Source organism: Methylocaldum gracile (genome assembly GCF_053646815.1).
In genome coordinates this window covers 1,929,928-1,948,724 of the sequence record NZ_CM132196.1, presented here as the reverse complement: position 1 = coordinate 1,948,724, position 18,797 = coordinate 1,929,928, and the positions used below count along the sequence as shown (strand labels likewise).

The following is an 18,797-nucleotide window of genomic DNA, read 5'->3' as shown; positions in this document are numbered from 1 at the left end:
GAGGACATCATGAAGACACTGACCTCATCCCTTCGCTCGGTACTTGGCTGCGGAACGGCCGCAATCATCCTCACCACGCTGATTTCCTGTACGGAATCCGGACAGGGCGGAAAACCGCCCGAGAAGCAGACACGCAGCTGGGCGGACGAACGCTCGGAGCGGGAAAAGCTTCAGACGGCCTATTTGAACGATTCCACCGTCAAGCGAATCTCGACCGACGACGCCGCTCGCACGCCCTGGTACAGCAACCGGTTGGGATACGAGTGGTTCAAGGCCTACCCTCTCAGCGTCAACGGCATACCTTATGTCTTCCTGCGCGCCCTGATCGAAACCTATCCGGAAATCTGGAACGGGGAAGGCTCGCTGGGAAATCTGGGATTCGGTCCCCATCCGGACGACTACGATCCCGCAACCGGCCAGCTGCTTCCTCCGGAACAGCGCCATCCCCTGCCTTACGGGCTTTTCACCGTCCAGGACCCCGCCGTTCCCGAGGACAAGCGTACGGACAACGTATTCTTTTCGTGCGGGGCCTGTCATACGGGGCGCGTGTACGTCAAAGACCGGGTCCAGTATCTCGTCGGCGCTCCCAATACCGAAATCGACGCGCAAGCCTACGCTCAGCTTCTCTACCGAAGCGGCAAGATGTTCATCAAGGTCGACAGCCCCGATCCGAGCCAGATAAAAGCCGATCCGGATCAGATCGCCAAGATCGCATCTTTCCTCAAGACCAAGGTGGAAACGGACCCCGCCTGGTTCTACGGCGGACGGACGCCCGAGGAACGCTCGGCCGGCGCCGAACGCGCCAGGGTGCAGGTGGCGCGCGTATTGGACAATCTGCCGGGCGCCGTGGCCGGACTGATCGCTTCGGCCAAGAAAACGGAACTGATGTATCACGCGCTGACCTCGAAGCTTTCCTACACCGAGAAGAACGGCCAAAAGGCGCCGGGGGTGTTCGGCCCGCGCCCCGGCCGCATGGATGCCTTCGGCATCGCCGCCGGATTGGTCGCACTGCATGCCAAGCGGGAAGGTTTCTTTGCGCGCCTGCCCGACGATCACCCGTTCTTCGCGGGATTGGAAAATCTGCCCCGCGAGGAGCGCCTGAAGCAGGCCGGTCAGCGGCTATTCGCGACCGCGCCCGAGTGGATGCCTCACGATCCCGGCGCATCCGACATCAAGAGCCTGTGGTTCTCTCGCGACCATGCCGCCGCCAATTGGGACGCCAACCAGGCCGCCGAGTCCCGGGTAATCGCCTCGGGGGTTTCCTCGGGAGGCGATCCGTCCAAAGTCGATGTCCGCATCCATGAACCCATGAATCCGTTCATCGACAATCTGCCGCCTACGCCCTATCCCTTTGCGGTCGATCTCGACCTGGCGGCCAAAGGCAAGCCGCTGTTCGAGGAAAAATGCGCGTCGGCCTGTCACCATGCGCGCAACGAGAAGGTTTACAACGTCGGCAGCGACATGAATCGGGCGACGCAGATCACGCCGACGGCGCGCCTCGGGCTGCTCGAACTGACCCGTGAAGCCTGCGAGCTGTACGTGGAAAATGGCGGCAGCGACTGGTGCCGGCCGAAACGCGGCAGCCGCGCCGGCGACGACGAAGCCTATTTCGGCATGCCGCGCGGCGACAAGTCGGGCTACAAGGCCGATGTCCTCCACGGCATTTGGGCCCAGGCACCCTATTTTCACAACGGCTCGGTACCGACCCTGTGGCATCTTTTCCGCCCCGCCGAGCGGCCGGAGAAGTTCATTCGCGGCAACATCAAGTACGACGAAACCAAGGTCGGCTTCGTCTGGGACAAAGCGCCGCAGCTCGACGAATACGGAGCCGGCGATACGGTGCACTTCGCCGAGCACGATACGACGCTCCGCGGCAACTCGAATGCCGGCCATACCTACGGTAGCGAATGGTCGGACGACCAGGTCCGCGCCGTTATCGAGTACATGAAAACGCTGTAGGGAAGAAGGACTCATGGCCGGATCGAACTGGATGACGATACGGGAGCAGCTCTATGGACAGGGCTGCAGGCTCATCAAACTGATCAAGGCGGCGTTGGGAAACACGCCGAGTGACTCCGGGCCGGGAAAGACACCGGCCCCGACTCCGCCACCGGCTACTAGCTTTTTGCGTGAAGTGGCGGGTGCCGAAGAAGGCACTCCCCTGCCGTCTCCGCCGCCGCCGATGCCGAACCCGAATGATCCAAAATACGCGGACGATCCCGGCGCCTACGAGAAGGACAAGCAAGCGGCGGAGACGGCCGCCGCGGCTTTCGCCACGGCGGCGAAGGCACGGGGCGGGGCCGTGGCGCAGGTGATCTCCAAATGGCTGGTGACCGCGCCTTATGCGATGTTCCAGGAGCTCTTGGCGCAACCTAGGGACGCCATGCCGATCTTCAAGCCGGCCATCGGTCCCGTGATCGTCATGCGGCATCCGGAAGTCATCCGCTGCCTGGAGCGTACCGACCTGTTCACCGTGGACCCTTACGCGGCGGAGATGGCGCGCGCCACGGACGACAAGACCAAACACCCGGAAGCATACTCCCACTTCATGCTCGGCACCGACCGGGACGATCTCTACCGGCTGGACGACGTGATCCTGCGCCGCGCCGTGTCGCGCTCCGACGAGGAAACGCTTTCGCGCCTGACTCGCGACGAGGCCGAACGCTGGACGCATCGGGCGCAAGCCGAGGGGATCGGCGAAATCGACGTGGTACCGACGCTCGCGAAATTCGTGCCGCTTCGGATCGTCGGCGATTATCTGGGAGTCCACTATTACGATTTCGGAACGCCGTCCGTGCTGCCCGGCCTTCGCGGGGGCGACCGCTTTCCGCTGGACCCGGACCTGCAAGCCGTGTTCTCGTTCGGCAAGATTACGGAAGGCATCGTACCCACGGCGGACGACCTGTTCATCTGGGTCAAGGATGCATTCCGCAACATCTTCAACAACTTCAGCCCGGCCCATCCCTTATTCGCCGAATTCCGCGAACGCGGCGTGATCGCGACCGAGTATCTGAGCGCCTACGTATTTGCCTTGCTCAAGCACTACAAGGAACGGCTGCGGCTGGGCGAAACAGTCCCCGATACCATGCTGACTCGGCTCTTGCGAATGCAGCTCGAGCTCGAGCGGGACGGCGAGACATTGACGGACGAGTTCGCAGCCCGCCTCGGCACGCCCTTGACGAAAGACGAGCTGGCGAAACGCCTTTCCGATTCGATGATCCGGTCCAACGTGTTCGGCACGGCGGTCGGCGCGGTGGTGAATCCCCAGGAAGCCACAGCCCGGATCCTCGACTCCATGCTCCGCCTGAAGGATGGCGAATACGAGGTGCTGAACGGTTCCAGCTACGAACAGGCCGTACGTTTGGCGAACATCGAGCCGGATAGCCCGGATTATGCCGAAAGCCTCGCGGGACTGCGCAAATACGCCCTGGAAGCCTTGCGCCTGCAGCCGCAGGGCGAAGTCTTGTTGCGGCTGTGCGTGAAGGACAATACCGAACTCGGCGGCGTTCCCCTTCGCGCCGGAACCCTCGTGTTCGCGGCCTATGCCGCGGCGATGCGGGATCCCGAGACGGTGCCGAACCCGTCAGCCTTCGACATTACCCGCGACGAACGGCTGGTCCCCTACCTCGGCGATCGCGAACGCGCCCATGAGGCGCCGCAAAGTCAGATCTATCTGCAGCACGGCTACGGACGGCATAAATGCCTCGGACGCTATGCCTCGGAGATAACCATGCGCGAATCGCTGCGCGCCATGCTGCGTCTGGGCTCGCTGGAACGCCGCGGCTCGCTCGAGATGGATGAGCAGAATTTGTATGCGATGAGTCTACGGATCGGATTCCGCTAGACGCCACAAAGGCGGATGCGCTGCGTCCGCCTCCTTCCGCACCTCATAATCCGCGTTCGCTCAGATCGTCCCGTACGATCTTCAGCATGGCGCCGATGGGTCCTTTGTGCGGACTTCGGATCAGGTTCAACAAGCGTTCGTTGAGCTTGATCACGTCCCAGCCGACGCGGCTCACGATCCAGTTCATGGACAGACGCTCGAGCTCGGTGTCGATGAGCCGCTTCACCACCGCGTCGGTCCGGCGTCTTAACAGCCGTTCCAGGACTTTCATGTCCGGACGTCGGTTCACCGGCCATTCCGGCAAAGGTTCCTCGACGCCGAGAGAATCGGTCAATGGAATAATCGGCAGGAGGTCCATACCCGCTTCGTTCTTGAACCGGAGTTTTTCTTTGAGCGTCTGCGGCCAATCCCGAAACAGCGGGTTGTCGTACGCCAGGCCGAACGTCCGCCGGAGGAATTGCTGGCAGTTGCGGCGACCGAGGCGATAATCGTGCTGCCGGTACGCCTCGCTCAGAAATCCGGCGAATCCGCCCAGCCCGCCGGTGGCGAGCGGATAACGCGCGCGCTGCTCCTTGCCATCCCTGATTTCGGTGCGCGTAGGCGCGATGAGAAAACGGCTGAAGACGCTCGGGTCCCGAGCCAGCTCCAACTCGTCTTTCTTGAATCGCAGCTCCGACAAAACTGCGGAAATCAATGCGGGCAGCGTTCCGAGAAGGCGAAGACTGGACTCCGGGTCGTAGCGGAGATCCAAAACCGACTGGTTCGGAAACGGATCGATCATAAGAATCGCACGCTTCGCATCCTCGGCCCCGCGCGGGCTGCGATTCGCCGAGCCGGCAAGGCAGCGGCGCGCGATCTCGAAGGGTTCGTTGTTGGCGAGACCTCCGTCGATATTGGCGAACCGATACTCCCAGCGATCGATGTCCGTCTCCTTCAACTCGTCCGGCCACATCGGCGGAATTTCCTTCTCGACTTCGCACACGCAACGCTGGCTCCGGTCGCACTTGGGCTCCTGGGGAATGCTCCAGCGGCGGCGGTTGTAGTTGCCCGCCGAGCGCGTCAGGCTGCGAGCCGCCAGAGCGGCGGGAAACGCCGAGCTCGCCAGCGCGGCTTCTTTCAAGAGCCTCCAATTGCCCTCTTCCTGCTCCTCCCGTCCGAGCGGCACGGAATCGTTCCACTTCGATGCTTTGTTGGTCGGGCTGAGCGAAAAATGCATGTAATCGGCGTGCTGAGACATGCCGTAGTCGCGGTCCTGCTCGGCCGAGAAACGGATGGAATAAGGCACGCCTCTCAAGTTCGTGACGCACAGGATCACATCCAGTGGATCGGCCATGTACTCGGGCCACGGGGCTCCGGACCATGCGGTGGCCAGGGCGTTCCTCGCCGCATCGTCGAGTACGGTCGAATCCAGCAGCGAAGGCACCTTGGCACCCGGCCGCTCCAGATCGCGAGCGTCGAGCAATGGGCCTATATCGACCCGTTCGACCCAGGTCTCGTAAAGCTTGTTTCGCGCGCTGCCGGTTTGCGAATTCATATGCAGCAGACCGCCGCGCAGCTCCGACGCCAGCACCGCCGCCGTAACGCCTCCGGCCGAGGCGCCGGTTACCACCGAGATCTTCACGTCGTGCGGGGGCGTATCGGGTACTCCTCTTTGCTTCGCCCGATACCAAGAGTCCAGCGCCTCGGTCAGGAAATCGATGACTCCGGCCGTGTACGCGCCGGCGGACACCGCGCCAGCCATGACCAAACCGATTTCGAACGTGGTTGGCGACAGGCCGCTCTCGGCTTCTGCCATGCTTGATTCCATATCCTAGTACTCCCGACTTTGACTCCTATCCGGCTTCGCTCTGGCGTAGCCAACGAAGGGTATCTTCAAGCGTCTGCTGCAAGGGACGCGGCGTCCAGCCGAGTTCCTCGCGCGCACGGGCGGTGTCGTACCAAGCGTAGCGGCCCAGGATTTGGAGCACGCTGCGGGTAACCGGGAACGGTTTTCGGAGCAGGGCGTAACCGGCCTGCATCACCGTAACCAGGGCATAGGCCGCCCAGACCGGCAGCCGCAACCGGGGCGGCCGCACGCCCGCGATAGCGGCGGTTTGTCCCAACAGATCGTCCACCATCACGTTGTGGCCGTTGAGCAGGTAGCGCTGGCCGGGGCGGCCGCGTTCGGCAGCCAACAGCATTCCGTCCGCGAAATCGCGAACGTCCAGACAGCCGAAACCGACCGGAACAGTGAAGGGAAGCTTGCCGGCGCTGACCGCCTTGAGAAGTTTATTGGCGGGCGCGCCGACGTAATCCTCGGGCCCCATGGTAAAAGAAGGATTGACGGCGACTACCGACATACTGGGGCTCGATCGTCCGAGCGCCTCCTCTTCGGCCTGTCGCCGGCTTGCCGCATACGGGAGATCCAGGCGGTGAACGGTGCCGTCCGCCGTCTCGTCGAGCGGCTCCGGCTTCCGGTTGACGCCCACGGTGAGCGCGCTGCTGGTCACGACCACCCGCGTAACGCCCGAGTCCGCGGACACATCCAGGAGATTGCGCGTTCCGACCACGTTCACTTGCTGCATACGCTCCTCTAGCCCTCCACCGATGCTGACCAGAAAAGCCAGATGAAAAATCGTATCCACCCCGTCGCAGGCGGCACGCAAGGAAATCGCATTCTCGACCGAGCCTCGGACGATGTCCACATCCAAATCCCGCAAGGTGGACGGATCGGTGTCTTGCGGGATCAGCGCACGCGGCCGGATACCCTTTTCATTCAGACGCTTGGTGACATGGTAACCGAGAAAGCTGGTCGGTCCGGTGACGAGGACCTTGCTCTTTGCATTCAGTATCTCGTTCATAGCGATCACAACCCCCTTATTCTTGGAATTACGGGAACGGGCGGGTATATCGAAAAGGCTGCGCCGCTGGAGGAAGACGTAAATTCAGAATCTATTCGAAATACATTCAGGATATGGAAAACCGTAAGATCTCGATAATCCCACAATCCTGAATCTCTTATGGTTTCCGCCTCGCTCTATCCGATTTATTCCATTCGGCTTTCGCGTGAACACTCATCGTAGGGTGGGTTAGCCCCTCGGCTCCGCTTGGGACACGCCCTTCGACGGAGCTCAGGACAGGCTCCGCGTAACCCGCCGATTGGGAGTCGCTCGGCGGGTTACGGCCTCGCGGCCTAACCCACCATCGATGGGTTTCGCTTCGCTCTACCCATCCTACAAAATGAATGCCTGATTGAAAGCGATTTGGAATTACACAGGTTTTCCATGGCGCAGCCGGCATTATGTTTCACGCAATCCCGTAACAGCAAGACATTTCAAGGATAACCACTGAAAAGGTACAAAACGCCCCCTATGCAGCACACATGCCCATATCCGGCTAAAACCCTTCCGTCGACCGGGGTTTTGCCGTACGCGGGGCCGCATTTCCACCCGCTTTAATCGATTGACAACGGCTCGGCGCAAGCGCATTGTTTTCTCAAAAATAGCCTTGAATGCCTTTTCGATGTGACCACGTAAGGCAAGGGGTCGAAACTTACCCCTACCGTCCAGCGCGCGGCGGAATTACGGCGAAAAATCGAATCAATAAAGAGTTTTATTGAGGGGGCTGATATGAAACGGATCGTCATTTGCTTCGACGGCACATGGAACAAACCCGCCGACGAACGCTTGCCCGCCGACCGGCAGATCGAGACCAATGTTTGCCGGTTTTATAAATCGGTCACGGACACTGCGGCAGATGGTATCCGGCAAGTTAAATGGTATGACGAAGGCATAGGCACAAAATGGTATGACCGCTTTATTGGCGGCTCCACGGGAGCGGGGCTGGAGAAAAATATCCTCGACGGTTACAAGTTTCTCGCCAAGGAATATCGGGAAAGCGACGAGGTTTATATTCTCGGCTTCAGCCGCGGCGCCTATACCGCCAGGAGTTTAGCCGGACTCATTCGCAATTGCGGTCTGGTGAAAAACAAGCAGCTTTCCCTGCGTATGGCCATGGCCTATGGCATCTACCGTACCAGAGACGACGGTCCCGATTCTTCGACCGCTCTGGACTTTAGGGCAAGGTTTTCTCGGGAAATCAAAATTAAGTTTCTCGGCGTGTGGGATACGGTCGGCGCACTGGGTATTCCGCTGGATATCTTGAAGCGCCTGAACATGTATTTTTACCAGTTCCACGACACGAGATTGAGCCATATCGTCGAAAACGGTTACCAAGCCATCGCGATCGACGAACATCGAATGGATTACGATATCTGTTTATGGACGCCCGATGCGAGTCCCCAACAAAACCTGGAACAGCGCTGGTTTGTCGGTGCGCACAGCGATGTCGGCGGGGGATATCCGGATCGGCGCCTGTCCGACCTAACGTTGCGTTGGATTCAAGATAAAGCCATGGCGGCGGGCCTCGGGGTTACTCCGATAGACGTGGGAGCCGATAATTACCTCGGAGCGATTACCGATTCCTACGCACAATTCCTCAACGGGGTTTATGCCCACGCACAACAGCGTCATTATCGCGCCTTAGGTACCGCCAGGTTCGGCAACGAGGTGATCGACGACTCGGCACAAAGACGGCGCAAGAAAGGCCGCAATTACAAGCCGCCGAACGCCGGTTTGCCGCCGCTGCGATGAAACGCCGCTGAGCCGGCGATAAAGGGCTATCGCCATAACCCGGTAAGGTTGGATAGATAACGTCTCATAATGCTTGAGGATCAGGCTCATGAAGAAATGGATCGGTATAGGCCTTGTGTTACTCATCGTAATCTGGTGGATCGCCGCAGCCCCGAGACCGGAAATTCGCTGCTGCGTCGCCGAGTCGATTTCCTTCGACCCAAAGACGGCAGCGGCGATCGCCGCAGTCGAGCATTCCGCCGACTTCGCTGCCGGTCTGGAGCATTTTCGGTCCGACCTACCGGGTTACGACGATGTCGTGTTACTCACCGGCGGAACCAGGGCCCTGGTTACAGCGACGGACGGAAAAATCTGGAGCGTAGACCTCGCCACACACGCGGTTGAGCCGTTCGTGGATGCGCCGCTGATGGCGTTCGGCATACACGAAGCGCCCGGCGACCCGAACCATGTTTATTTTTGCTCCTCCAACGCCTATGGCGAGCCGTTTCCGGGCGAGGCTGTCGGACTCTACCGTCTCGCGCTCGACACCCGGAAAATCGAGCCCATCGTTCTCGAGGTGCCGGCAACGCTGATCGATCCCGATCACCCGGTCGTCTATGCGGACAACGATCCCAAGGCGCCCGAATTGAGGCGCGATGGCAGCGGCGGAGATCATCGTCCGCTGGTGGTCTGCGACAACCTGGAAGTCTCCGAGGACGGCCGGCGCATCTATTTCTCCGAACCGTTCTCGTACAGAGACGCTTCGCTAGACGACGCGGTAGATGAAGCCATTGCCCTACCTCCCAATGGGCGCCTGTGGCGGCACGACCTGGATACCGGAACCACCCGCCTTGTCGCGGAGGGATTCCACTTCATCAACGGCGTTCTATACGACCTGCATCCGGGCCAGCCGCGGGAGGAGTCGGTTTTGGTCACCCAGACCTCTCTTTTCCGTCTGGCGCGTTTCTATCTTCGGGGTCCGAAAGCGGGGAGCTACGAGGTTGTGCTCGATGGGCTTACGGGCATGGACGACGGGATGGACCGCGATGCGTCCGGGCGTATCTGGCTTGCCCTGTTCACAGAGAGAAGCCCCATCCTGACCTGGGCCCACGAAAACGCGTGGATCAAACCGCTGCTCTTGCGGTTGCCGCCCCGACTGCTGCTGCGTCAGACGCAGCGTACGGGTGTGATCGTCGTGAGCCCTGATGGAAGCAAGCCTCTCTATGCGGCGATGTATAAGGGCCTTCCGCTTGCCTCCATAGCTTCCGCCGTACCTGCGGAAAACGGAATTTATTTGGCGAATGAGTCTCTAGGCGAGCTCGATAGCGAGCAGAGCGGAATCGTGCGTCTGAAGTGGCCGAAACAACTGCACTGATCGCATCAGCCCCGACTTTTTTTCCTGCACTTTGGCATTGCCCGCCCCGAGCTTGGGAGGCTTTCTAGCTCGGCATAGCCTCCTCTCGGCGGGCCATGCATTCTCGGTTCCGTTAAAGCAGTTTTGATTTGAAAAGAACTGCTTTGCATGCCCACTTCCCCGCCCGGCGTTCACAATAAATGGGTGGCATCCCGCAACGTACTGCGGGATTTGCCGCACGGCCTATTGCTGCTAAGTACATTCCGCAAATACTTGCGGAATCTCGACAGATTGGCTTGATTGGCGGGGTTGTCCTGCAGGTTGCCTATGCCGCAAGACTTCCCTGAATGTACTTAGAGCGTTTTTCATCCCGGTGTACGGATTCGTGTTCGGGCGGGAAGAACGTAGGTCGGCAATCCCTTGCCGACTTATCGGCTCGGCAAGGGATCTTGCCGGAAGGGGCGTCCTGGCGCTCCCAGGACGGCCGTTTTGCGATTGGAAGGGTCGCGACTAAAGCGACCGTTTGCGATTGGGAAGGGATTGCCGACCTACCTATCGGGCTCCCTGATACCGGATCGGAAAATGCTCTAGCCTGCCTCTGCGGGGTCGCCATGGCATTTGACCTCTGATTCTTCTACCGCCGCGTCGAGCTCGACCAGTACGCCACCAGCCAGTTCCTCGAAACCGAGCTGCCCCGCCATTTGACGGTGATCGGCACGGTCGCGGGCAACACCCCCTACCTCGGCGTCCTGATCACGGCCATGGGAATCATGCTCACGTTCCGCCCGATGGGGATGGACAGCGGCGCGCCTCGATCGTGACCGCGACCCGATCCCTGTGATTCCCCTGGTCGATGCGATACCGCCATTGCCGGTGATCATCCGGACCACCGCGACCTTCGTCAACGGCCAGATGCCGGTGACGCTCGGCCCGCGCTCGCGCCAGGTGGCGGCGATCATCCCCTCCGATTACACCGACTGAAGCGTGGCACCGGGTGAAAAGCCTAACCGCACTCAGCCGTTTCCCGCACCGTCCGACCGGCGGTTGGCGCGAGCGCCCGCGTTCTCGGGCCTGACGGCTGGCACCTGTCTTGCACTATCTTCTGGTAGCGCCGGGCGGGCGCTTGGGCGCGGAGCCCCCTCTTCCTCCGCGCCCGCCGTCCGCCCGCGCCTGTGCTATTCGCCTCACTGGGTTGCCGGCGCCGCCTACGAGCGGCGCCCTCTTTTGCATGGATGGACCGCCCGATGGATGCCGCACCACCACTTCGGATTGCCCGCCCCACACCCGATGAACCTGACGCGCCGCCCCCGGCCGCCTGGGTCCGGGCTGTCCAACGCGCCCAGCAGCGCACCCCCTGTTACCGCACCGAGGAACGGTTCCAGTGCACCGTCCCCGACTGCGAATGGCGCCGCGCCTGCCTCAAACTCGTCGCCGCCTGGCAGCGGTGAAAACGGCCTGGAACTTCTCGCTTACATCCGCCCCGAGGTGAGAAATGGGTTATATCGAAACGGCACTTACACGACCGGAACGTTCTCGATGGAATGATTAAGTTCCGGCACGCTAGTACGTCTCGAACCGAAACCCCGACGGTCACACTATTCAACCCACAGAAAATGGCTGTATTCGAGACCGCGATGCGCCGGGCGGGGCAAAAGTCACATCGATTGTGTGTTTTGCCACACCAATCACTGATCGCACCGATGGATCAGCCGACGCGGATGCCGTCCCATCAAGCACTTGAGGATGGTGGCATGGCGATTGCCTTTTATGGAAACATTCATGCTCAAGAGTCATGACATCGCTCAATCGTCATGCTCTGCCGGCTTTGGCGGCATCGCCGCGCTCCATTCGTGAAAAGTGTTCTTTCGGACTCGCGGTGTTTCCACAGTTTTACTGCATCGGCCCCCTAGATATGGGTTAAGGGAGCCGTTGCTCAAGCGGCGAATTTTGCTTGGTCGTTCTTCTTTTCAAACGCCAACAGCACTGCTGCTCTATCAAAACATTAGTGCTTAGCCGACTGGGGGCACCGCCTCATTTCCCAGCCATGAGGCGGTGATTTCACGATCGAGAGGAGAAACAGATGACACCCAGACTCAGGCGCCAGGAATACGATCCAGCCATACAAGCAGACGCGCCGGTCCCGCCAGCATTTCCGTCGGCACGGTACTTCCAGATTCATTTCGAACAGCTCTATCAGTTGATACACGAACTCCGAGAGAAACTCGATGCCACAGCTAGAGAGCTGGCGCAGCTTCGGGCACTTACAGGAGCCGATGTCGAGCGGTCTCAAACCGCCTCGGACACGTCGGTTTCGCCGGTTGGCCGCGGGATATCGACGGTCATTGACACCCCCACACAAGCGGAGGCACGGGAAAAAACGAAACGTGAAATTTCCGATTGCCAATCGCAGCGGCGTCTGCCGAATCGACGCAAGCCGGCGGTCAGACAATCCTAGAGACGCCGGTCGGACGCACCGGAATGCGCCGGCCGGAGCGTCCAAAGCATATTGGTTCAGAGATCAATCCGCCCCACCGCATGGGGCATCTGTTTTTCTATTCATCATTTCGGGCCATTGCCGACGATCGACACTACATATCTCCCCGAGCTGTAGGACCAATCGAGATTGCCGCGCATCCACGAGCACAGAACCGAGACAAAACGCTGAACGTCGCTATCGATCGCAGCTCCGAACGTGGGCAATTGCTCTTTTAATGCGATGAAATTGCGGACTTCTCTATTCGTCAGCTCCGCCGCTTGCTGAATTGCATCCTGAAGAGACAACCGACGATGGTGCTGGAACGTCACGACCAGGTTATGGACATCATTGTGCTGGACTTCCTTGGCGAAAGAAATGATGTCGTTGGACCAACAAACCACATTGTTCGCCATCCGGATCAGATTCTGCAGCGTATCGTGTTTGCGCACGTGCAGCGGCAGACTTATGTCTTCCACGACGTCTATGAGCTCGATATCGGTATAAAGTCCTCCGGTAAACGGGCGCATCGTCACATACGTTAGCGGGTCCGGCGTAATTCCGCTTGCACGGTTTTTAGCTTCCCAAACCGAGGATTCGAAATATTCGACGACGCTGAGTATAAACCGGCACATCCAGTCGTCGTTTGCTATTTGCCGCAGTCTAAGGTAAAGGTCGTGCAGTGCTCGAGCAAGCGGCAGATCCGTTTCGTTAGGCTCGCGACCGGTAAGAATTTCAGTCAACCGCTCATGAAAATGGGCAAGTTTATCCGGACTCCGCCCGAAACCCGACTCGTCGCATTGATCGTCGCGAATGAATAGCCAAGTGTTCCAATCCGAGACGATATTAAGTCCTTCGTAAGGAGCATCGGGATAGGCGCGGGCTGCCAACCAGCTGAACTTGGAAGCTTCCAGCCGCTGCCATTCGCGATCGTCGGTAACCAAATTGAAACGCCTCACCCACGCCAGGGTATGACGATTAGCCGCTTCGGCATGAGAATTGAGGCGCGAGGGAAACGGACAGTAAAATTCGGGTAGCGTGATCGTGCTCATAATTATTAGTTGATAAAAGTAGTATGCGGATGCCGCTTACGATCCAACCAACGGTAAATCGATCACGGACATTGTTGCCGGCTTTAACTGTCGATCGGGACGTCCGATAAAAAAGCCCTGTACCAGATCGACTCCTAATTCTCGAAGCCGAATTAGTGTCTGCGCATTTTCAACTCCTTCGGCGACGATTTTTTGCCTGTAGCCATGAGCGAGCGTGGTCAGGGCGCTGACAAACACTTTGTCGTCATCGTCATTGGCTAGACGGCTGATAAACGAACGATCAATCTTCACATGCTTGATCGGCAAGTGTCTTAGGTAATGAAAGGACGCAAACCCGGCCCCAAAATCGTCCATCGCGAATCCGAAGCCAATATCGGTTAATTCGTCCATAATCCGCCGAGCCGCCTCTAAATCGGCGATCGCGGCAGTCTCTGTGATCTCGAGCAATAAACGTTCCGGAGCCAAGACTCCGTCGCGCGCCGCTTGTTTGAGCGGCTCCGCCCATCCCGGATCGGTCAGCGCGGCAGCGGAAAGATTAATCGAAAGGCGCGCCGAACGAACCTTGCCAAGGATTTCGATCGCCTCCCGAGTGACATATGAATCGATGGCGCTCATCAAGTCCGAACGCAAAATGACGTCCATATATTCACCCGGAAGAACGATGCGTCCGTCGTCCAGCTTCAAGCGAAGCAGCGCCTCGTGATAAGCGACAAGCCCCGTCGCCACGTCCACTACGGGCTGATAATGAAAAAATAGACGCTTTTGATCCAAAGATTGGGCGATAACGTTGCGCCAATACGCCCGGTGACTGATCTGAGCGCGTTCTTCGCCCGAGTGCGAGAACAAATGCCACCGTCCTCGCCCTGCTTTTTTTGCCTGATACATGGCCGCGTCGGCGTTCGCCATAAGCTCTTCCACATCCTTGCCATGCTCCGGAATCAGGGCGATACCTATGCTCGCGGAAATGCGATAGCTTCGGTCGCCGAAGCGGAAAGGCTTCTCGGTCAAGCGCTGATTGAGATCCTGAGCAAAGTACTCTGCTCCCGACCGATCGGTACCGGTCATCAGAACGGCGAACTCATCGCCACCCAAGCGAGCCAGAACATCCGACTTGCGTGCCCGCGCCTGCAGCTCGTTGGCCAAAAGGCACAGCAGCGCATCGCCGGCAGCGTGTCCGCTGCTGTCATTGACGTCCTTGAAATGGTCCAGGTCGAACAAGAGCAGGGCCGCCGGGGTACCGTTCCGCTCCGCCTCGGCAAAACTCCGCTCCAGCTCGTCCTTGAACCAGAGCCGATTGTGGAGCCCGGTCAATGAATCGTGGTTCGCCAGCCAGCGTATACGGGATTCGGCCTGTACTCTTTCAGTAGCGTCCAAACCGATGGACAGCACGGCAATGCCGTTCTCCTGCTCCAAGCCCAAACGCGTATGCACCCATACGATATGCCGCTTGGTGCCGTCGCAGCAGGTCAGGACCGACTCGTGTTCCAGACGATGCAGCAGGTTGGAGAACAGCTTTTCGAGATTCCGGGCGATATCACTGGTTTCGTTATCGATTTCGATCAGTTCGACGAATCGGGCGTTTTTGAGCGTCTCGCCGGGACGTCCCAAGATCTGGGACGTCAATTCATTAACCGTACGAATTCTGCCGTCGCGAGTTTGAGTCAGAATCAAAACCTGGGCGTTGTCCAGCAGCCCTTGAATAAAGTCCCTCTCCGCCGCGAGGGTGTTTTGATGCTCTTCGATCTGATGAGCCAAACGGATGGACGTGGCATAGAGGATGTCGATTTCGTCTTTCCATTCGACCAGGCGGCTGAGCGTCTTTAGCCGCTCGTTGACTTTGTGATAGTTGCCGTGAGCCAGCAATGGCAATGTCGATGCAAGATGTTGAATGCGCCGTAGCGGAGCATGCAGCAATACCAACAGCAGGACTTCGGCTATGGCTAAAGACATCCCGACGACAACCAGGGCGTCCCGATTGGCCTGGTCGAGCGCCGCGGCCGAAGCGCTAGCATCCACGATGAACATAAGTTGGCCGGTCTCGCCGCCCGCCAGGATGTCGTTCAGCGGCGAAGCATAAACCGTGAATTTTTTCTTCTTCCATTCCAGCCATTGGTCGGCTGTGAGCATATCCGGCCCCGGATAGTGCTCGGCGAGATTCCTCAAGAAAGGCTCCAGCTGTTGCGGATTGGACAACGCAGCAACACGCAGGCCCCAGGCTTCCAGAACCTTTTCGCCGGTTCCCGGAGAGGCCACGAGGATTGCGACAGCCGTTCCGGCACCCGCCGAAAAGTCCAGCACCAGATCGGTAATCATCTGGCTGAGAGAAAGGATGCCTACATTTCGTCCCGCAGAAAGCAACGGAACAAAAGCATGAAGGCTGCAACCCGGTTGACAGGTCAAGATTGTCATCGGCTGCTCCGTTTCGAGGACTCGGCTCAAAACGTCCTGTAACCGGTCTTGTGGAACCGCGTTCGCCATTGACGAAGACCAGCTCAGAACTGAATTACCTGCCGCATCGAACAGCTCGATCCGCTCGACGTCCAATTCGTACCGTACGCTGGAAAAAAATCCCTGCAAACGGGCAGCGGTTTGATTCTCGCGCGGCGCCGTGATGAACCGATCCAACCTACCGAGCGAAGCAAGCACCACGCCCAGGCGTTGCAAGCGGTCGGCCGAACGCTCTATAAGCTCTTTGAATTCAGTCCTAAGAGCCGCGTTGCGAACGGCTTGCTGGTTTTTGAATTGAGTCCTTAAATTCCAATGGTTCAGTGCGCCGAAAGCGACACCGAGCGTCAACAAGAGCAGACTCAACAGTACAAACCCTTTTCGGCGCAATGTCCAAAAACGGTTTGTGTCATTCCTCATTTATCCTTTCCAGCAACGGCTTCAGAAACGAAACGATACCATTACAGAAAAGAGATCCCAGTGAGGATCTCCCCCGCCTCTCAGCAAGTCGGAATTGTCGTGAGGAGAGAGCCAGGCGGTACCTTCCACGTTGTGGTATTCCGCCGCAATCAGCCAATTCCGCACAAATTCCCAGCGGACACCGACGGCAAGATCATAAGCGTAAAAGCGGTGGCGTGCTTGGCCGGTTTGCTCGGCCAAGGAACGACCGCTTCGGTCGTCACGGTCCGCATGAAAAACGTCATAGCGAAGTACGGCCGACCAGTCATCGCTCAATCGGTACTCTCCCTGTACATAAAACCCCTCCGAGGTATTCTCTATGGGAACCGGTGTAAAACCACTGCGACGGGCATCGACCCAACCGTATTCCGCAGTCAACGACCAGCGCTCTGCATTATATTGCAGAGAGAACAAAGGATATAAAGCCTGGATGTTGCCGGATGGAACTCCGCTTGCACGCGACCTGAAGTCACGGTCCAGGTCGACCACGCTGAACATGGCACGCGCCCGCCCGCCCATCCACTCATAGACGGCTCGCCCGAGAAACAAGGGACGCCCATCCATTCTACCGGGCGAGTTGAGCATGCCGGTGAGGAAATCGGTGGCATCGCCGGTATCATCCTGCGGTTCCGCGACCATGAATTCCAAATTGAAGCGATGATCGCCCCAGTTATAGCGGCTATACAGCAGTCCTCCGTCGGCCGAGATCATCGCCTGCCTGAGCCCGAGCGTGTCGAAATAAACCGACTGGGGCAGAATCACCGAAGGCCGGGTCCAGACCACATCCCGAGTGTCGTTGTATAGTCCGAACGGTATTTTGACTCGCCCCGCCCGCACGCCAAGCGTTAAAGCCGAGTCGAGAAACGTGCCGTTGTAATCCACTTGGGCAAAATCGAGCCGAAAATCCTCCCGATCGGAACCTCCGGCGTTGCGATAGAGCCCTTGAGCGGAAAACAACAGGTTTGGCAGCAATCGCACGGATCCGTTGACGCCAATTTCGGTGAAATCCAGACTGCCGCCACGGCTCGCGCCGAACACTTGATTGCTCGTGGTATAGGTAAATCCTTGACTCGCAAAACCATGCAACTGCCAGTCAATAGTGCTGAAATCCAGCGCCGCTGCCACGCCGGATACGAAAAAGCAGGCGACCGTTGCAGCCATACGCGCGATCGTTCGAGGACCGACGATCCGCATGGCCAGCGCCTTCCCTAGAAAACCCCTATTTGTCAACATATCCAATACCTCCAGGAGTCGCCCGAACCATCTCGCGCATTTCTCCGACCGTCTCGACCATATGCGGGATTAAACCTGTCCCCGAAAAAACCAGCCGGTCCCATGCCGCGCGTAGCTGGAAGGGATAGACACCCAACACTTCCTTGGAAAAACGGACATGCAGAGGATGTTTATCCGGCAGTACGAAAACACGAATTGGCGTGCCATCAGGCCAACTCGTCAATCGCATGAAGAAGATTTCGCGCAGGGTGTCAGCGGAGAGTGAATCAGCTCGCCCTTCCGCTGCATAAATTTTGGGGCTGGGCTCGCCTGCCATGACGGGCTTGCCGGCACAGCCAAGGGCAACGATTACCGCAAGTGCAAGTGATAGGAGAAAGCTAACCCACCCGCACCCGATCAGTCGGTGCAAATTTCCGGTGGATTTAGACATCATCCTCAAGCAACACCTTTTCTTGTTCTTATTCTGAAGAGAGGACCGACAATGAATTGTCGGCTTAACTTTAGCAGAGGACTGTCATCCTGGTTTTCCGACATCCTCCTGCCGAAAATGCGATAAACCGAAAAACGGCGGTTTTTCGGCTTATTTTTTCGCTATGGGAATCGAGACACGCCGATACTGCAAAAAACCAACCCTGTTAGCCGGGCTAGGCTTTCCGTTTCGCTTTAAGGAAGCTCTGAACAAGTGGATTCCGTTCATGCCCTTCGACAGGCTCAGGAGAGCGTTCGACAAGCTCACCACGAACGGAATCAATACCTTACCGTTCGTCCTGAGCCCTTCGACTCGGCTCAGGACAGGCCTGTCGAAGGACTTAATCAGAGCTTCCTTAAGGAAACTCCCGCGCATTTTTTCCGGCGGTTCCGGGCGAATTCGGTTATTCGGTCAACGAATAGTGACACCACATCCCCCCACGCCAAGCCGATACTACGACCAAAGACAGCGTTTTTACAACAAACGGACGACTTGATCCGCGACTACTACGAACTTTTCGATCTTTATCGAAGGCGCGGCGTTACGATTCGCTCTGCCGACCTTCGGATACGTGTTCCTTCCAATCCGGCCCCATAAGCTTCCCGGATCAACCTGCTCACCATTTGCAAACAAGTAACATCGCGGTCCACGCACGAACGTTCGAAAGTAGCTTTTTTATCGGGATAGATGAGCAGTGTCAAACACGCAATATGGGTTCCGATAACTTCTTATGCACATAAGATGTTAATTGTTTTAAGATTTACCACTCGGACGGGACTCGACATCGTCGCAACATGCAATGTAGAGCGCCATTTCGATGGTGCTATTGAACATGTATCACCGCTTATAGCGGGTGTT

At 58.3% G+C, this 18,797-nt stretch carries 13 protein-coding genes; 5 read left to right on the top strand and 8 right to left on the bottom strand.

Annotated elements, in window-relative coordinates; all coding sequences use genetic code 11:
* Nucleotides 1-9 precede the first annotated feature (9 nt).
* Both ACWJJK_RS08525 and ACWJJK_RS08520 read left to right on the top strand, forming a co-directional pair.
* Nucleotides 10-1,959, top strand: coding sequence for a c-type cytochrome (locus tag ACWJJK_RS08525; protein ID WP_454128862.1), 1,950 nt, complete (start codon nucleotides 10-12; stop codon nucleotides 1,957-1,959).
* Between the two features lie 13 nt (nucleotides 1,960-1,972).
* Nucleotides 1,973-3,844 (top strand): cytochrome P450, encoded by a 1,872-nt coding sequence (locus ACWJJK_RS08520; protein WP_454128861.1) that lies wholly within the window; start codon nucleotides 1,973-1,975, stop codon nucleotides 3,842-3,844.
* 43 nt (nucleotides 3,845-3,887) lie between these two features.
* On the opposite strand, the gene ACWJJK_RS08515 is transcribed toward ACWJJK_RS08520, so the two are convergent.
* Both ACWJJK_RS08515 and ACWJJK_RS08510 read right to left on the bottom strand, forming a co-directional pair.
* A complete protein-coding gene (locus tag ACWJJK_RS08515; RefSeq protein ID WP_454128860.1) occupies nucleotides 3,888-5,639 on the bottom strand; it encodes a patatin-like phospholipase family protein in 1,752 nt (583 codons plus the stop codon).
* A gap of 37 nt (nucleotides 5,640-5,676) precedes the next feature.
* Nucleotides 5,677-6,684: an NAD-dependent epimerase/dehydratase family protein gene (locus ACWJJK_RS08510; RefSeq protein WP_454128859.1), complete on the bottom strand. Its 1,008-nt coding sequence runs from the start codon at nucleotides 6,682-6,684 to the stop codon at nucleotides 5,677-5,679.
* 768 nt (nucleotides 6,685-7,452) lie between these two features.
* Between ACWJJK_RS08510 and ACWJJK_RS08505 the strand changes: the two genes are divergently transcribed.
* Together ACWJJK_RS08505 and ACWJJK_RS08500 are read left to right on the top strand one after the other, a co-directional pair.
* Nucleotides 7,453-8,475 (top strand): T6SS phospholipase effector Tle1-like catalytic domain-containing protein, encoded by a 1,023-nt coding sequence (locus ACWJJK_RS08505; RefSeq protein WP_156880014.1) that lies wholly within the window; start codon nucleotides 7,453-7,455, stop codon nucleotides 8,473-8,475.
* A gap of 88 nt (nucleotides 8,476-8,563) precedes the next feature.
* Nucleotides 8,564-9,829, top strand: a complete 1,266-nt coding sequence (locus ACWJJK_RS08500) for an SMP-30/gluconolactonase/LRE family protein (RefSeq protein WP_454128858.1) — start codon at nucleotides 8,564-8,566, stop codon at nucleotides 9,827-9,829.
* A gap of 566 nt (nucleotides 9,830-10,395) precedes the next feature.
* Here ACWJJK_RS08500 and ACWJJK_RS08495 read toward each other — a convergent pair.
* Nucleotides 10,396-10,767 carry a hypothetical protein gene (locus tag ACWJJK_RS08495; RefSeq protein ID WP_454128857.1) on the bottom strand — a complete coding sequence of 124 codons (372 nt, stop codon included), beginning with the start codon at nucleotides 10,765-10,767 and terminating at the stop codon, nucleotides 10,396-10,398.
* A gap of 1,121 nt (nucleotides 10,768-11,888) precedes the next feature.
* Between ACWJJK_RS08495 and ACWJJK_RS08490 the strand changes: the two genes are divergently transcribed.
* Complete coding sequence (locus ACWJJK_RS08490; protein WP_156880016.1) at nucleotides 11,889-12,263, top strand: hypothetical protein; 375 nt, start codon at nucleotides 11,889-11,891, stop codon at nucleotides 12,261-12,263.
* A gap of 104 nt (nucleotides 12,264-12,367) precedes the next feature.
* Here the strand turns inward: ACWJJK_RS08490 and ACWJJK_RS08485 are convergent, their stop codons facing one another.
* From ACWJJK_RS08485 to ACWJJK_RS08465, 5 genes are all read right to left on the bottom strand, one after another.
* Complete coding sequence (locus tag ACWJJK_RS08485) at nucleotides 12,368-13,333, bottom strand: terpene synthase family protein (protein WP_156880017.1); 966 nt, start codon at nucleotides 13,331-13,333, stop codon at nucleotides 12,368-12,370.
* A gap of 36 nt (nucleotides 13,334-13,369) precedes the next feature.
* Nucleotides 13,370-16,198 (bottom strand): bifunctional diguanylate cyclase/phosphodiesterase, encoded by a 2,829-nt coding sequence (locus ACWJJK_RS08480; protein ID WP_086134525.1) that lies wholly within the window; start codon nucleotides 16,196-16,198, stop codon nucleotides 13,370-13,372.
* Between the two features lie 21 nt (nucleotides 16,199-16,219).
* Nucleotides 16,220-17,470 (bottom strand): porin, encoded by a 1,251-nt coding sequence (locus ACWJJK_RS08475; RefSeq protein ID WP_133716447.1) that lies wholly within the window; start codon nucleotides 17,468-17,470, stop codon nucleotides 16,220-16,222.
* Nucleotides 17,457-17,903, bottom strand: coding sequence for a substrate-binding domain-containing protein (locus ACWJJK_RS08470; RefSeq protein ID WP_240502527.1), 447 nt, complete (start codon nucleotides 17,901-17,903; stop codon nucleotides 17,457-17,459). Before ACWJJK_RS08470 ends, ACWJJK_RS08475 begins: the two co-directional genes overlap by 14 nt.
* A 560-nt stretch (nucleotides 17,904-18,463) precedes the next feature.
* Nucleotides 18,464-18,640, bottom strand: coding sequence for a hypothetical protein (locus tag ACWJJK_RS08465; protein WP_434101607.1), 177 nt, complete (start codon nucleotides 18,638-18,640; stop codon nucleotides 18,464-18,466).
* Nucleotides 18,641-18,797 lie beyond the last annotated feature (157 nt).